This is a genomic window from Bradyrhizobium sp., from assembly GCF_004799405.1.
Taxonomy (GTDB): Bacteria; Pseudomonadota; Alphaproteobacteria; order Rhizobiales; family Xanthobacteraceae; genus Bradyrhizobium.
This window is the reverse complement of the sequence record NZ_SSMW01000121.1, coordinates 61,597-76,346: the sequence shown is the minus strand read 5'-3', so window position 1 is coordinate 76,346 and position 14,750 is coordinate 61,597. Positions and strand designations below refer to the sequence as shown.

General features: G+C 61.4%; 15 protein-coding genes. 10 read left to right on the top strand and 5 right to left on the bottom strand.

Annotated elements, in window-relative coordinates; all coding sequences use genetic code 11:
* Positions 1-166 precede the first annotated feature (166 nt).
* From glgC to E7813_RS18975, 3 genes are all read left to right on the top strand, one after another.
* Positions 167-1,429 (top strand): glucose-1-phosphate adenylyltransferase, encoded by a 1,263-nt coding sequence (gene glgC, locus E7813_RS18985; protein ID WP_291576478.1) that lies wholly within the window; start codon positions 167-169, stop codon positions 1,427-1,429.
* Positions 1,426-2,886 (top strand): glycogen synthase GlgA, encoded by a 1,461-nt coding sequence (gene glgA / locus E7813_RS18980; RefSeq protein WP_291576475.1) that lies wholly within the window; start codon positions 1,426-1,428, stop codon positions 2,884-2,886. Before glgC ends, glgA begins: the two co-directional genes overlap by 4 nt.
* 233 nt (positions 2,887-3,119) lie before the next feature.
* Positions 3,120-3,860: a carbonic anhydrase family protein gene (locus tag E7813_RS18975; protein WP_291576474.1), complete on the top strand. Its 741-nt coding sequence runs from the start codon at positions 3,120-3,122 to the stop codon at positions 3,858-3,860.
* 37 nt (positions 3,861-3,897) lie between these two features.
* On the opposite strand, the gene E7813_RS18970 is transcribed toward E7813_RS18975, so the two are convergent.
* Together E7813_RS18970 and E7813_RS18965 are read right to left on the bottom strand one after the other, a co-directional pair.
* Positions 3,898-4,653, bottom strand: a complete 756-nt coding sequence (locus E7813_RS18970) for an outer membrane beta-barrel protein (protein ID WP_291576472.1) — start codon at positions 4,651-4,653, stop codon at positions 3,898-3,900.
* Between the two features lie 74 nt (positions 4,654-4,727).
* On the bottom strand, positions 4,728-4,880 hold the full coding sequence (locus E7813_RS18965; RefSeq protein WP_291576471.1) for a hypothetical protein: 153 nt from the start codon (positions 4,878-4,880) through the stop codon (positions 4,728-4,730).
* Between the two features lie 152 nt (positions 4,881-5,032).
* On the opposite strand from E7813_RS18965, the gene E7813_RS18960 reads away from it, so the two are divergent.
* Positions 5,033-6,403 carry a winged helix-turn-helix domain-containing protein gene (locus E7813_RS18960; RefSeq protein WP_291576469.1) on the top strand — a complete coding sequence of 457 codons (1,371 nt, stop codon included), beginning with the start codon at positions 5,033-5,035 and terminating at the stop codon, positions 6,401-6,403.
* Between the two features lie 51 nt (positions 6,404-6,454).
* On the opposite strand, the gene E7813_RS18955 is transcribed toward E7813_RS18960, so the two are convergent.
* Genes E7813_RS18955 through E7813_RS18945 form a run of 3 tightly spaced genes read right to left on the bottom strand, consistent with a single transcriptional unit; the run spans position 6,455 to position 8,965 of the window.
* Complete coding sequence (locus E7813_RS18955) at positions 6,455-7,159, bottom strand: TetR/AcrR family transcriptional regulator (RefSeq protein WP_291576467.1); 705 nt, start codon at positions 7,157-7,159, stop codon at positions 6,455-6,457.
* On the bottom strand, positions 7,156-7,728 hold the full coding sequence (locus E7813_RS18950) for a flavin reductase family protein (protein WP_291576465.1): 573 nt from the start codon (positions 7,726-7,728) through the stop codon (positions 7,156-7,158). Before E7813_RS18950 ends, E7813_RS18955 begins: the two co-directional genes overlap by 4 nt.
* A 4-nt stretch (positions 7,729-7,732) precedes the next feature.
* A complete protein-coding gene (locus tag E7813_RS18945; protein ID WP_291576463.1) occupies positions 7,733-8,965 on the bottom strand; it encodes an acyl-CoA dehydrogenase family protein in 1,233 nt (410 codons plus the stop codon).
* 123 nt (positions 8,966-9,088) lie between these two features.
* Between E7813_RS18945 and E7813_RS18940 the strand changes: the two genes are divergently transcribed.
* The 6 genes from E7813_RS18940 to E7813_RS18915 all read left to right on the top strand — a co-directional run bounded on the left by E7813_RS18940 (position 9,089) and on the right by E7813_RS18915 (position 14,742).
* Positions 9,089-9,991, top strand: coding sequence for an NAD(P)-dependent oxidoreductase (locus E7813_RS18940; RefSeq protein WP_291576461.1), 903 nt, complete (start codon positions 9,089-9,091; stop codon positions 9,989-9,991).
* 179 nt (positions 9,992-10,170) lie between these two features.
* Complete coding sequence (locus E7813_RS18935; protein WP_291576459.1) at positions 10,171-11,418, top strand: ABC transporter substrate-binding protein; 1,248 nt, start codon at positions 10,171-10,173, stop codon at positions 11,416-11,418.
* 58 nt (positions 11,419-11,476) lie between these two features.
* Positions 11,477-12,343: a branched-chain amino acid ABC transporter permease gene (locus E7813_RS18930; protein ID WP_291576458.1), complete on the top strand. Its 867-nt coding sequence runs from the start codon at positions 11,477-11,479 to the stop codon at positions 12,341-12,343.
* Positions 12,340-13,275, top strand: coding sequence for a branched-chain amino acid ABC transporter permease (locus tag E7813_RS18925; protein WP_291576456.1), 936 nt, complete (start codon positions 12,340-12,342; stop codon positions 13,273-13,275). The genes E7813_RS18930 and E7813_RS18925 overlap by 4 nt, the downstream gene beginning before the upstream one ends.
* A complete protein-coding gene (locus E7813_RS18920) occupies positions 13,272-14,027 on the top strand; it encodes an ABC transporter ATP-binding protein (RefSeq protein WP_291576454.1) in 756 nt (251 codons plus the stop codon). Before E7813_RS18925 ends, E7813_RS18920 begins: the two co-directional genes overlap by 4 nt.
* Positions 14,017-14,742 (top strand): ABC transporter ATP-binding protein, encoded by a 726-nt coding sequence (locus E7813_RS18915; RefSeq protein WP_291576452.1) that lies wholly within the window; start codon positions 14,017-14,019, stop codon positions 14,740-14,742. Before E7813_RS18920 ends, E7813_RS18915 begins: the two co-directional genes overlap by 11 nt.
* Positions 14,743-14,750 lie beyond the last annotated feature (8 nt).

Here is a 14,750-nt window from a genome sequence, read left to right as displayed (position 1 = left end):
TGCGGCAACCCGTATTTGCTGCTTCGTTGTTGCCCTACGGGTATCGCCGCCATGGGCGAGCCGGTAGAATGCGACCGGTACTGTTCAAATAGCGGTGGATGACCCGCGGTAAACTGCGACCAGTGAAATTGATAAACATTCCCGTGCTGAGAGCAGGAGAAACATCATGCGGGTTGACGGAAACGAACCTCTCGCGCGTCACGCCATCGCCTTTGTCCTTGCCGGCGGGCGCGGTAGCCGGCTGATGGAACTAACCGATCGGCGCGCCAAACCGGCGGTTTATTTTGGCGGCAAGTCGCGCATTATCGATTTCGCGCTGTCGAACGCCATGAACTCCGGCATCCGCCGGATCGCGGTCGCCACGCAATACAAGGCCCATAGCCTCATTCGGCACCTGCAGATGGGCTGGAACTTCTTTCGGCCCGAACGCAACGAGAGTTTTGACATTCTGCCCGCCAGCCAGCGGGTCTCCGAAACCACCTGGTACCTGGGCACGGCGGACGCCGTCTACCAGAATATCGATATCATCGAGGGCTATGGGGCGAGGTTCATCGTGGTTCTGGCAGGCGACCATGTCTACAAGATGGACTATGAATTCATGCTGCAGCAGCACGTCGACCAGGGTGCGGACGTCACCGTCGGCTGTCTCGAAATGCCGCGATCGGAATCGAGCGGCTTTGGCATCATGCACGTCGACGACAAGGATGTGATCCAGAGTTTCCTGGAAAAGCCGGCGGATCCTCCCGCCATGCCGGGCAAACCCGACTACTCGCTGGCCAGCATGGGGATCTATGTATTCGACACTAAATTTCTTTTCGACGAGCTGCAGCGAGACGCCAACGATCCGCATTCGAGCCATGATTTCGGCAAGGACATCATCCCTCATATCGTCAAGCACGGCCGGGCCGTGGCGCATCAGTTCAGCCGTTCCTGCGTCCGGTCCGGCGACGACCCGCGCAGCTACTGGCGGGACGTCGGAACGGTAGACGCCTATTGGGCTTCCAACATCGACCTCACCGATATTCTGCCCGAACTCGATCTTCACGATCGCTCATGGCCGATCTGGACTCACGCCGAAATCACACCCCCGGCGAAATTCGTCCACGATGAAGAGGGCCGCCGCGGCGAGGCGGTCGCATCGCTGGTGTCGGGAGGATGCATCATATCCGGCGCAGCGTTACGTCGTTCCCTGCTTTTCACCGGCGTGCACCTGCATTCCTATTCCAGGGTCGAAAACGCCGTGATCCTGCCCTATGTCGACGTCGGCCGGAATGTTCGACTGGCGAACGTCGTCATCGACCGCGGCGTGCGGATTCCGGAAGGCTTGGTGGTGGGAGAAGATCCCGGTCACGACGCGAAAAGATTTCGCATCACGGAACGAGGCATCTGTCTGATCACGCAGGCGATGATCGACGGCCTCGCGGTATGAGTTCGATTCGCGTTCTTTCGGTGGCTTCGGAACTCTACCCGATCGTCAAGACAGGCGGCCTCGCCGATGTGGTCGGCGCTCTTCCCATCGCTCTAAAGGCGCAAGAAATTGAGACGCGCACCCTCATACCCGGATATCCCGCTGTCACAAGCGCGTTGGAAACGGCTGAAGAAGTTCTTGATCTGTCGAATTTCCATGGCGGGCCGGCTCGCGTCTTGAGCGGATCCTGCGCGGGCATCGAGCTGTTCGTGCTGGACGCCGCGCATCTTTTTGCACGTCCGGGAAATCCCTATTCGTCGCCTGATGGCGCTGACTGGCCGGACAACGCGATCCGTTTCGCCGCCCTGGGGCGGATAGCCGCCGATATCGGTCAAGGATCCATTCCGGCGTTTGCACCTGACATCGTGCACGCGCACGACTGGCAGGCGGGGCTGACCCATGCCTATTTGCATTACAGCGACCGGCCGCGGCCGGGTACGGTGATGACCGTTCATAACCTAGCCTATCAAGGGCAGTTTCCCCGCGAGCTGTTGAACGAAATCGGATTGCCGCCAGACTCTTTCACCGTCGATGGGGTCGAATATTACGGGTCTATCGGATTTTTAAAGGCCGGGCTCCGGTTTGCGGACCGGATCACGACGGTGTCACCGACCTATGCGCTGGAAATCCAGCGGCCCCAGCATGGCATGGGCCTCGACGGCCTGCTGCGCGGCCGAGCGGACATCTTAAGCGGAATCCTCAACGGCATCGATACCTCGGTCTGGAATCCCGCCACAGATCCCCACATCGCGTCATCCTTTGACGCAGACAGATTGGAGAATCGGGCGATCAACAAAGTCGCACTGCAAGAACGATTGGGTCTTCGCGCCGACCCGGAAGCTTTCCTGCTCGGCGTTATCAGCCGAATGTCCTGGCAAAAGGGACTCGACCTCCTGCTGGAGAGCCTGCCCGCGGTATTGAGCGAGCACATACAAATAGCGGTACTGGGAAGTGGAGATCCGGAGCTGCAAAATCGCTACCGGGCGGCTGCAGAAGCCGATCCGGCACAGATCGGCGTGTGGATCGGCTATGACGAGAGTCTTGCACATCTGATCCAGGCAGGCGCGGATGCGCTTGTGGTGCCATCGCGGTTTGAACCGTGCGGCCTTACCCAACTTTGTGCGTTGAGATATGGCGCGGTTCCGATCGTATCGCGCGTTGGTGGACTGGCTGACACGGTGGTTGATGCGGATGAACCAAATATCTTCGGTAACACGGCGACCGGCATAGAATTCGAACCCGTCACGACCCAAACCCTCACCGATGCGCTTCGCCGCGCGCATGCCCTGTTCCGAAACAGAGCCGTTTGGCATCAAATACAGCAGAACGGTATGGCTGTGGATGTGTCGTGGCATCATCGGGCCAGCCAGTATGCCAGCCTGTATCGTCAGCTTGCCAAAGCGCGTCAGGCCGTGTGAGCTCGAATGTTGCAGGAATGCGCGGTCCGTGTCTCTTCCGCTTGCCCGATGTCCGCCAAGCCCCGATAGCGACCGCACCGCGCAGCGAAATGGCGCGACATGCCAGAAGCAGACCCCGAGGTTGCCTTTAAAGGTTGCCAACGTTGGACGCACCGCGGGCTTATGGCTTCCGCGACATGCCGTCGCGTGCTATCGTTGTAGGCGAGAACACATCTGGGGAGAGGAAGTATTGCATGTGCACGGAGTGCCTGCCCTTCGACGCTCTCCATCGCCGGGGCTTCCTGAAAGCATCCGCCGCAATCGCTGCGACGGCGTTGGTCGGTGCCGGCGCGTTCAGCGGCATCGCCCATGCAGCCGCACTGACCAGGGCCCAGCGCGACAAGTTGAGTCCGGACGAGATTTTAGCATTGATGAAAAAGGGCAATAAGCGCTTCTACTCCGGCAAGCGCGAAGACCGCGACGTTCTGGCTCAGCAACGCGCCAGCGCCAAAGGTCAGTATCCGGCTGCGGTGCTGCTTACCTGCATCGATTCGCGAGCTTCGGCGGAGACGATCCTGGACTTGCGCATTGGCGACATCTTCAACAGCCGAGTGGCTGGCAATGTCGAAAATCCCGACATCCTTGGCAGTATGGAATTCGCCTGTAAATTGTCGGGAGCCAAGGTGGTTCTGGTCATGGGCCATACCGCGTGCGGCGCGATTAAGGGCGCAATTGACAACGCCGAGCTCGGCAACCTCACGGGCTTGTTGGCGAAAATCAAGCCCGCGGTAGCGGCGACACCGTACACTGGCGAGAGGACGTCGAAGAATTACGCATTTGTTGACGCCGTCGCCCGGAAGAACGTGGAAATTACAATGGCTGACATTCGCAAGGACAGTCCTGTGCTGGCCGCAATGGAGTCCAATGGCGCCATCAAAATCGCCGGCGCGATGTACAGTCTGGAGACAGGTGTCGTCGATTTCTTTGCCGGGTGATGGCGTCGCGGATGTTCAAGTCAATTGAGCCGCCTGGCTAAAACCGATACGCAACACCCAGCTCGACGATGCTGAGGTTCGACGTGGCGCTCCGACCCGGAAACGTGACAGCACCGGATACGCTCACGGCGGTATTGACGTAGTTGGCTGTCATGAACTTCACGTAGTCGTATTCCAGCTTGGCCGACCAGTGCTCGGCGAAGCCCCATTCCACGCCGGTGCCGACGGTCCATCCGTCTCGGGTCTGGGCGTTGGTGTCATTGTTGGTATTGGCACCTGCGAGATTGAAGGTCGATGAAACTCCGTTAAAGCCCGCCCACGCCCAACCGGCCTTGCCGAAAAACATCCAGTTGTTCGCGGCGTAGCCGAGACGGCCGGTCACCGTGGCAATCCATTTGACCGTTTCGTGCGAAATGTCGGTGAATCCCGTCGGGCCGATGTCCGAAGTAGATCCGGTCAGGTGAGCCCACGAATAGTCGCCATCAATGCCAACGACCAACTGGTTGACCTGATAATTATAACCGGCATAGCCGCCCCCCAGCCAGCCGCTGCCATGGACGGCATTGTGCACAAACCCCGGTGGGAAATTGACCGTTCCATCGGTGGGGTTCAGGCCATTGGTCACATGGTTGGTGAACCAGCCTCCGCCTGCCTGTCCGCCGACATAAAAGCCCGTCCAGCTATAGAGAACCGGCGCATATACCGGCGCCTTGGTCGGCATATCGGCAGCCGCCGCAACCTGGATTGACCCGGCAATGGCGCAAACGGCAGTCAAAACCAGTGAACGACGCATGATATCCCCCCCGAATCGCTTGCGACCCCGCGACAATGCAACAATATTTCCGGCACGCGCAACCGCCGGCCGCCTCAGAAGAAGCCCGGGCTGAGGTCCAACCCATAGGTCAGGCACAGCAGAGTGACCAGGAGGCCAGCCCCGCAAAACAGCGCAATTTGCTTCAGAGTTTCGATTTCATCGACTGATTGTAACGCCCGTGACAATGCCTGTGCGATAGCGGCCATGGCGAACTCCCGTTCGTGTTCGCCGAGCATGCCCGAGGCCGTTGTTCGATGCCTTCAGGACACCTTATTTTTTGCTTACGGAGTTCTTTGTTTTAGTTTGACGAAGCTGTGCCGAAAGACATGATGGACGGACCGTCAGGGTCACGAGGGCTTTGAATTTGCTTTATATTTTTGACGATTTTGTTCTCGATCCGGGCCGGCGGGAGTTACGCTCGGGGGCATCCGCCGTGGCCATGGAGCCCCAGGTCTTCGACCTTTTGGTGCACCTGATTCGTCACCGCGAGCGCGTCGTTAGCCGGGACGAAATGATCGAGTCGATCTGGGGCGGCCGCATCGTTTCCGAATCCGCGCTCAGCACGCGGATCAACGCCGTGCGCAGCGCCATCAGTGACAACGGAACCGAGCAGCGCCTGATTAAAACCCTGCCGCGCAAGGGTGTGCGTTTTGTCGGCGACGTGCGGGAAGAGCAAAAGCTCACCGAGGCGACGTCCGTAAGCCCATTGGAACGTCGCGCCGTGGAAATCATCGACGCACACCGAACCGCTGAAGACCTGCCTGCGTTGGCGCTGCCGGGAACGGCAATGATCGAGGGTTATTCGGAAGCGCTATCGCCGGTCGAGCCTACACCGTCCGGTTCGCGTCATGTTCTTGCTCCACGAGCGACCGTAGCGGCCATTGCGGCCATTTGCGTTTTATCTCTCGGGACCCTGACATGGGGTTACTTGGCGCGATCCGCCGAATCCGGACGCAGAATGAGTATCGAGACAGCCGCAAAGCTGATCCACGTCTCCGAAGAGATTCACATGAACTCCCGGGAAAACTATGAAGCCGCCCGTGCGCTCCGCCAATGGGCGGTCGACCTCGATCGTCATAACGCTGAAGCTCTGGCGGACCTGACTTTTGCAATCGTGACCGGTGTGTTGAACCATTGGTCGGAAAATGAGGTCGCCGACCTTCACGCGGCCGATCTCACGCTGCAAGATGCCCTCTCCATTGCACCGGGTAGCATGAAAGTGCGCGGCGCCCAGTGTCACATCCTGCGTGCGATGCGGCAGTATGAAGCTGCCATCAAGGCATGCAGCGAACTTGCCCAGAGCTTCCCAAAATACGCGTTTCTCCACAAGGAAGTCGGATATGACCGACTGATGATGGGGCAGCCCAACGAGGCTCTCGCCGAATTCCTCGAGGCTGATCGACTAGAGCCGAATTCGCAATTGCGCTGGAGCTGGCAGCAGGGAATCGGTGTGGTCTATCTCATGCAGGGACAGGATCAGAAAGCGATCGAGTGGCTGGCACGCGCCGCGCTTGAGGCGCCGAACGCGGCAAACCCGGTGGCTTATCTGGCCTCGGCCTATGCGCTGGTCGGCCGGGAGCAGGAGGCGCACGAGGCACTCGTCCACTACCGCAAGCTATGGCCGAACACGACTCTGGAAACCTTCAGGCCATCGATCGGAACCGCCGCCTTCAACAGCAAGATGCAACGAGTGCTGGAGGGACTGCGGCTGGCGGGGCTCCCTGAGTGACGCGACGACGCGCAGGAATGATTCAAACTCCCAAATCGGTGCTTCGATGCGCTACAAACTCAGCGCGGCCCGACCCGCCGCCGGCACCGGAGCACGCCCGGTGTCCACCGTGCTGCCGAACACCCGCTCGAACCCGGCCAGAAAAACATCCAGCGCGTCGCTGATCATCTGCTGTTTGTCTTCGAGCACCGGAGATTCGTAGATGTACTTGCGAACCCCGTAATAAAAGATTCCGCTGTGGAACACCCAGGCCATTTCAAGCTCGGACGCGGTCGGCCGGGTGTGTGCCGGAAGTCCCGCCTCATGGCGGCATTCCCGGATGATGCGCGTCAGAATCTTGTCCCTGACCACGCCGACGTACCACCGGTTGATGTCGAGCCCCTTCAGGCCCGAGTAGAGATAGATGCGAAGCCATTTGCGGGTGAAGATCACGGCGGTATAGGCTCGATAGAATTCCTGCAGCCGGTCGCGGATGGGGCGCGAACGGTCGCACAACAGCTTTTCCCAGCCGGTATCGAGCGGCTCGAGATAGACCGTGCGATAGACTTCCTTGATCAGATCGCCCTTGCTCGGAAAGTAGCGATACAATAGCGGCTGGGTGACGCCGAGCCGGCGCGCCAGGTCGCGGGTGCCGCCGCCAAAGCCTTCGTCCGCGAAGAATTCGGTTGCTTTGGCAACGAACTCCTTGCGGCGGTCGTCGGGGGAAAGCCGCTTCTGCTTGGCGTGGATGCGCTTGGGCAGGGCTTTCCGCTTCATGACGAGCCGCCGGTCCCCGAAGTGTCGTCAGGCTTGAGAAACCGGCCGAAGCCGCCGCGCGCAAACAAAAGCGGCTCCTGCCGGTTGTAGGTGTAGGCCTCGACGGCGCCGAGGAAAATGACGTGGTCGCCGCCATAGTAGCGGTTGGCCGCGCGGCACTGGAAACTGGCAATGCTGTTGGCGAGGATGGGCGCGTTGCCGAGGCCCGGCGTCCATTCGACCCCGGCAAATTTATCGCCTGAGGATTTTGCAAATTTTTGTGCGAGCGCCTGCTGCGACGCGCCAAGCACATTGACCGTGAAATGGCTGGCGTTCTGGAAAATACTCAAGCCTTGCGAGAACGTCCCCAGGCTCCACAGCACCAGCGGCGGGTTCAGTGATACCGACGCGAACGAGTTACAGGTCAAGCCATAAGGCTTTCCGCCGGCCGCGGCAGCCGTGATGATGGTGACGCCGGTCGCGTAAGTGCCGAGCGCGTTGCGGAAATCCCGCGGATCGATCGACGAAGTATCGCTGGCCAGTTCGCTGGCCGGATCCTGCTCGGTTGGATGCTTTGATACGTCGGTCATCGTCTCAGAGCGTCAGGTTTTCGGATGGCAGGCCGAGCGCGACCCGGCCGTAATTGGTGCCTGCCGCATCGAAATTGAACGCAAGGTGCGCGTTGATGGCGTGGGCGTCGCGGAACTGCCGCTGCAGCGCGCCCGATGTGGACAGGCCCCGCGCACCGCTCGCCGCGAACAACAGCGACACGGCTTCGGTGCAGAGATTGACCGAATAGGCGCCGTCGCGGCGCAACCTGGTCTTGGCGGCGATATCGGGCACATCGCCGCGCCTGGCATCGGCCATCGCGTTGATGCATGTCGAGCGCATGATCAGGCGGGCCGCATCGATCTTGGCGGAGGCCTCCGCGATCTTGATCTGGGTGCTCTGGAGATCGCTGAGCTTGGCGCGATTGTAGGTCGATGCGCGACGCCGCGCGACATCGACATAATCGTCGAGGCACGCCTGCGCGTTGCCGAGCGCCACGCCCGACAGCACATAGGGAAACAGCGAGAACACCGGCAGCGCGTACAGCGCGTTCGGATTGACGGCGCTGCCCGGCGTCGGGCCGCCAGCGAGATCGTTGACCGCGACCGTCATCGCTTCGGCGACAAAGGCGTCACTGACTTCGACGTCGTTCGATCCGGTACCGCGCAATCCGGAGGCGTTCCAGGTATCCAAGATCTCGTAGTCGCGCCTCGGAAGCAGGAAGATGCGGTATTCGATGCCGTCGGCTTCGTCGTCGGAGAAAACCACGCTGGCCAACATGTTCCATTCGCTGGAATCGACGCCCGACGAGAACGGCCAACTGCCCCGCAGGGTATATCCGCCTTCGACTTTCCGGGCGCGCCCGGCCGGAAAGATGAAGGAGGATGCGATCAGCGCGTTGGCGTCCTTGTTCCAGACCGCGTCCTGGGCGCGCGGATCGAACATGCCGAGCATCCAGTGATGGCTGGCGAGATTGGCGAAATTCCACGCCACCGATGCGTCGCCCTGCCCCAGCGCACTGGCGCAATCGACCAGCGCGACGTAATCGAATTCGGAGCCGCCGACGCGCCTGGGCTGCACCACCCCGAACAGGCCGGCGTCGTGCAGGTCGCGCTCGGTTTCATCGGGCAGCCGCCGCAGCTCTTCGGTCTTGGAAGCGCGCTCTCGCAGGCGTGGAATGAGCGCCCTGGCGCCGGCCACCATCGCCGCATAGGCGCGATCATCCGCATCCGGCCCCAAGGACAGACTTGCGTTTGGCTTCCGGCCAGCATCTGCCATGTGCCGTTCCTCGCGACCAGACCGATTGAAGTGGTCTTGTGAATTGTTTATCGCTTGATCACTAACTATTCAAGGCGCGGTCCCATCCCTGGGCAAGGCGAATTCAACCGGCAGGAGATTTTCATGGACAAGACCGTTGGGATCGTCGGGCTCGGCATCATGGGAAGCGCGATCACCCGTAACCTCATCGAGCGCGGTTGGCGAGTGATCGGCTACGATATCGACGCGGCGAAGCGGGCCGAACTGGCGCAGGCCGGCGTCACCATCGCCGCCGATGTCACCGAGGTCGCGCGCGAGGCAGCCATCATCATGACCAGCCTGCCTACGCCTGCGGCGGTCGAAGCGGTCGCGCAGGCCATCGCCACGTCCGGCCAGCCGCCGCGGATCGTGGTCGAACTCTCGACGCTGACCATCGCCGACAAGCTGCGCTTCGAGGCCACCCTGAAGGAAGCAGGCCACATCGCGCTCGATTGTCCGCTGAGCGGCACCGGCGCGCAGGCGAAAATGCGCGACCTCATCGTCTATGCCAGCGGCGACAGTGCGGCCATTGCGCAATGCTTGGACCTGTTCGGCGATTTCGCCAAACAGAGCGCCGACCTCGGCGCGTTCGGCAACGGCAGCCGGATGAAGTTCGTCGCCAATCATCTGGTGGCGATCCACAACGTCGCCGCCGCCGAGGCGATGGTGCTGGCGGAGCGCGCCGGGCTCGATCCGAAGATGGTGGTCGACATGGTCGGCCCCGGCGCCGGCGGCTCGCGGATGTTTCAGATGCGGGCGCCGATGATGGTCGAGCGCGTCTATGAACCGGCGACCATGAAAGTCTCGACCTGGAAAAAGGACATGGCGATCATCGCCGAGTTCGCCGACGATGTCGGCTGCGCCACGCCGCTGTTCACGCTGACCCAGCCGGTCTACAGCGACGCGATGGCGATGGGACTGGGCGATCAGGACACGGCGGCGGTATTCGAGGTGCTGAAGAAAACCATCGTCACCGCCCCCAAACCCGGCGTTCCCGGGCGGGAATAGCCGCGGCGCGCTGGTGTACTAAATCGATACCGCACTGCGTCATCGGCGCTGTCGAATTTTCCGGCACGCCACGCCCCTGACGTGGTTATCACTTGATCATTTATGGCATCCATCGGATAAACCACCCAATAAAAAACAAACAAGCGCCGGCTTCACTTGCAGTTTCCCCAGAGGAACGAATGACGATATCGCGACGGCAATTTGTCGGCAGCGTTGCCGGTGCGGGTATCGCCAGCATGGCGGCACCCCGTCCGGTCTTTGCCCAGAACGGCGGACCGATCCGCATCGGTATGCTGGCGGCCAAGACCGGCCCGCTGGCGCTCGGCGGCATCGACATGGAAATCGCCCTGGTGATGTACCTAAAGCAGCACGACAGCATGCTCGCGGGCCGCAAGGTCGAGTTGTTCGTCGCCGACACCGCCGGCACCCCGGCCACCGCGCGCACCAAGGCGCAGGAACTGATCGAGCGGGATAACGTCCACTGCATCATCGGCCCGCTCGCCGCCTTCGAGGCGCTGGCGATCGCCGACTATCTCACCGAAAAGGAAATGCCGACCATCGGTGTCGCGGCGGCGGAAGACATGACGCAGCGGCATCCGAGCCCCTGGTTTGTCCGCGCCACCGCGACCTCGGCGCAATGCGCCTACCCGCTTGCGGATTATTCCGCCAAGGAATTGAACTTCAAGAAAATAGTCACCATCGCCGACGACTTTGCCTACGGACATGAAATGTGCGCCGGCTTCCAGCGCGCGTTCGAGGACAATGGCGGCAAGATCATCCAGAAAATCTTCACGCCGCTGGCGACGCCCGATTACGGCAGCTACGTCGCCCAGGTGAAGAGCGCGGATGCCATCTTCCTCGGTACCGCCGGCTCGAACGGTTTCCGCTTCCTTCGTCAGTTCATCGAATACGGCCTCAAGGAAAAAATGGCCGTGATCGGCGGCATGACGGCGCTCGACGAATCCGTGCTTCGCAACATGGGCGATGAAGCGCTGGGGATCCTGACCACGAGCTGGTATTCGGCGGAACTAGATAACCCGCTCAACAAGGCGTTCACCACCGCGTTCCGCGCCCAGACCAAATACGATCCCGGCTATTACGCCGGCGGCGTCTGGGTCTCCTGCCAGGTTCTGGAAGGGGCGTTGAAGGCCATCAACGGCAAAGTCGAAGACAAGAAAGCGCTGATGGCGGCGATCCGCGGCAGCAACGCCGATACCGTGCGCGGCATCGTCAAGTTCGACGAATTCGGCAATGCGGTCGGCAACGTCTACATCCGGAAAGTGACAAGAAGAGATGGACGGCTGGTCAATACCGTCATCAAGACCTATCCGGATGTCAGCCAGTTCTGGACCTATGACAAGGCCGAATTCCTGAAGAATCCGGTCTATTCGCGCGACTATCCGCCGGCGAAAAACCTGGAGCCGTAATTCCCTTCACCCTGCCGGTCGACAACACGCACAACCTTTCGAACAAGATCGGCAGACGATGCAGTTCTGGATCATCCAGGGTCTCAACAGCCTGTCCTTTGGAGGCCTGCTGTTCCTGCTGTCGTCGGGATTCTCGCTGATCTTCGGCCTGATGCGGCTCGCCAACCTGACGCACGGCGCCTTCTTCATGCTGGGGACGTATTTCGGCGCGATCGCGCTGCGCACCTATGACGGCTTGAACCTCTGGGTGACGGCGCTCGGCGCCGGATTTGCCGTGGCTGCGATCGGCGGCCTGTTCGAGCGGCTGGTGCTGACCCGGCTGCGAAGCAATCCGCTGGGCCAGGTTCTCGTCACGCTCGGCATGGCCTTCATCATTTCCGATGCCTGCCTGGTGTTGTGGGGCGGCGATTCGATTCCGGTGCCGACGCCGCAAAACCTGCAGGCGCCGACCAGAGTATTCGGCTTCGTGTTTCCGACCTATCGGCTGGTGCTGGTGGGATGCGCCGTTGCTTCGGCGCTCGCGCTGTATTTCCTGCTGGAGCGGACCCGTCTCGGCGCCATGATCCGCGCCGGCGTCGACGACCGACAGATGGCGCGCGCGGTGGGAATCCCGGTCTCGAACTTGTTCACGGTGGTGTTCTGTCTCGGCGCCGGCATCGCGGGCGCCGGCGGCGTGCTGGGCGGACCGATCCTGTCGGCCTATCCCGGGCTTGATGCCGACATGCTGCCGCTGGCGCTGATCGTCGTTATCCTCGGAGGCATCGGCAGCCTGCTCGGTGCCTTCATCGGCAGCTTCGTCATCGGGCTTATCTATACGTTCGGCACCGCGCTGTTTCCGGAGCTCGCCTACATCATCCTGTTCCTGCCGATGATCGTTGTGCTGGCATTTCGGCCGCAGGGCCTGTTCGGGCGCGTCGGCGCATGAAGTGGATTGCCGCAACCCTGCTTGCCGCGTTGCTTGTGCTGCTGCCGTCCTTCGCCGGCGAATTCTATCTCAATCTCTCCAGCCAGATCCTGATCGCGGTGATCTTCGCGCTCAGCCTCAATCTTTTGGTCGGCTATGGCGGGATGACGTCGCTCGGCCACGCGTCGTTTCTCGGCGTCGCCGCCTATATCTCCGCATTGCTGACCAGCCGGTATGGATGGGGGCATGGACCGGCCGCGATCGTCTCGATTCTGGGCACCACGGTGATGGCGGCGTTGTTCGGCGTCATCGCGCTTCGCGCCACCGGCCTCGGCTTTCTCATGATCACGCTGGCGTTGTCGCAGGTGTTGTGGGGGCTCGCCTACCGGATGTCGGATGTGACCAACGGCGACAATGGCATCCCCGGTCTTACCCGGCCGATGCCGTTCGGCATTCCACTCGACAGCCCGGCGGCGTTCTACTGGTTCGCGCTGATCGTGACGGCGTTCGCCTACCTGATGATGGCGATCTTCGTGTCGTCGTCGTTCGGATCGTCGTTGAAGGGAGTGCGCGACCAGCCGCGCCGGATGGCGGCATTGGGCTTCAATCCCTGGATGATCCGCTGGATCGCCTTCATCTATGCCGGCTTCTGGGGCGGCGTAGCTGGATTGCTCTACGTCTATTACCACAAGTATATCCACCCGGCCTCGCTTTCCACCGCGAGTTCGGCCGAGGCGTTGCTCGGCGTCATTGCCGGAGGGTCGGGCACGCTGGGCGGTCCGGTTGCTGGGGCGGCACTGGTGCTGCTGCTGAAGAACTACGCTTCGGCCTATACCGATCGATGGAACATTCTGCTCGGCCTGGTCTTCCTGTTCATCGTGCTGGTGATGCCGACCGGAATCGTCCCCGGCATCGGCAAGCTCGTGGCGAGATTGCGCGGAGGATCGCGATGATCGCCCCGACATCCGAATATGCTCTCGAAGTCGTCAACCTGAAGAAGGCCTTCGGCGGCCTGGTCGTCACCCAGGACATATCGCTGGCGATCCGGCCCGGCGAGCGCCGCCTGATCATCGGCCCGAACGGTGCCGGCAAGACCACTTTGTTCAACCAGATCAGCGGCGACATGCGGCCGAATTCGGGGCAGATCAAGCTGTCCGGCGCCGACATCACCCGATTGGCGCCCTACCGGCGCGCCCATCTGGGACTGTCGCGAACCTACCAGATCATTACGCTGTTTACGGGCGATACGCTCGAACACAACGTCACGCTCGGACTGCTCGGCTTGCGGCCGTCGCGCTGGCAGATGTGGCGGCCGTTGTCGTTCTACGGCGATCTGGCCAACGAGGCGCGCCGGGTGCTCGATGCGGTCGGGCTGTTGCATCTGGCTGCGCACCCGGTTTCCGATATTGCCTATGGCGAAAAGCGCCGGGTCGAACTCGCGATGGCACTTGCGCAAAAACCGCGCGTGCTGCTGCTGGACGAACCGCTGGCGGGCCTTTCCAACACCGAACGATCCCAGGTGAAGTCGCTGATCGCCTCGATTCCGCGGCAGACCACCGTGATCATGATCGAACATGACATGGATACCGCGCTCGATCTTGCGGAGACCGTGACGCTGCTCAACTACGGCCGCGTCATCGTCGATGGCGACCGCGATGCGGTGATCGCGGACGAGCGAACGCGCGAGGTGTATCTTGGCGTCTGACGCACTCAGCCTGGCCAACGTGCACGCATTCTATGGCGACAGCCATATCCTGCACGGCGTCAGCTTTTCATTGCAGCCGGGCGCGGTGCTGGCGCTGTTGGGGCGCAACGGCGCCGGCAAGACCACCTGCATCTCGACCATCATCGGCTTTCTAAAACCCAGGGATGGCGACATCAGGCTGTTCGGCGAGCCGATCGGAGGGCTCAGCCCCGAACGCATCTCGCGCCTCGGAATTGGTTTGGTGCCGCAGGGACGCCGGATCTTTCCTTCGCTCACAGTGCGGGAAAACCTTACCGTGGCGCGTCAGCGCGAAAGCACGGCCGCCAACCCATGGACGGTAAACCGGATCTACGAAATGTTTCCGCCCTTGCGCGAACGCCATGCACAATTTGCGGGGACGCTGTCCGGCGGCGAACAGCAGATGCTCGCCATCGGCCGCGCCCTGATGGGCAACCCGCGGGTGCTGCTGCTTGACGAACCGTCCGAAGGACTTGCACCCCTGATCGTGGCCGAGGTCGGCCGCGCCATCAGGCGCTTGAAGCAAGAAGGACAATCCATCGTTCTGGTCGAACAAAACATCCAGTTGGCGCTTGATGTCGCCGATCAGGCGGTCATTCTCAATACCGGCCGCTGCGTGTTCGCCGGCAGCGCCGCTGAGGTCTTGAACAACGAGCAATTGGTCGAGCAGAATCTCGGCGTCTTCCATGCCCACTAAACATCTAT

Bases quoted from the DNA above. Each gene is read 5' to 3' on its own strand.
- glgA (WP_291576475.1), top strand. From the start codon at position 1,426: ATGAGTTCGATTCGCGTTCTTTCGGTGGCTTCGGAACTCTACCCGATC.
- E7813_RS18955 (WP_291576467.1), bottom strand. From the start codon at position 7,159: ATGAAGCGGAAAGCCCTGCCCAAGCGCATCCACGCCAAGCAGAAGCGG.
- E7813_RS18925 (WP_291576456.1), top strand. From the start codon at position 12,340: ATGAAGTGGATTGCCGCAACCCTGCTTGCCGCGTTGCTTGTGCTGCTG.
- E7813_RS18935 (WP_291576459.1), top strand. From the start codon at position 10,171: ATGACGATATCGCGACGGCAATTTGTCGGCAGCGTTGCCGGTGCGGGT.
- E7813_RS18920 (WP_291576454.1), top strand. From the start codon at position 13,272: ATGATCGCCCCGACATCCGAATATGCTCTCGAAGTCGTCAACCTGAAG.
- E7813_RS18940 (WP_291576461.1), top strand. From the start codon at position 9,089: ATGGACAAGACCGTTGGGATCGTCGGGCTCGGCATCATGGGAAGCGCG.
- E7813_RS18950 (WP_291576465.1), bottom strand. From the start codon at position 7,728: ATGACCGACGTATCAAAGCATCCAACCGAGCAGGATCCGGCCAGCGAA.
- E7813_RS18930 (WP_291576458.1), top strand. From the start codon at position 11,477: ATGCAGTTCTGGATCATCCAGGGTCTCAACAGCCTGTCCTTTGGAGGC.
- E7813_RS18970 (WP_291576472.1), bottom strand. From the start codon at position 4,653: ATGCGTCGTTCACTGGTTTTGACTGCCGTTTGCGCCATTGCCGGGTCA.
- E7813_RS18965 (WP_291576471.1), bottom strand. From the start codon at position 4,880: ATGGCCGCTATCGCACAGGCATTGTCACGGGCGTTACAATCAGTCGAT.
- E7813_RS18975 (WP_291576474.1), top strand. From the start codon at position 3,120: ATGTGCACGGAGTGCCTGCCCTTCGACGCTCTCCATCGCCGGGGCTTC.
- E7813_RS18945 (WP_291576463.1), bottom strand. From the start codon at position 8,965: ATGGCAGATGCTGGCCGGAAGCCAAACGCAAGTCTGTCCTTGGGGCCG.
- glgC (WP_291576478.1), top strand. From the start codon at position 167: ATGCGGGTTGACGGAAACGAACCTCTCGCGCGTCACGCCATCGCCTTT.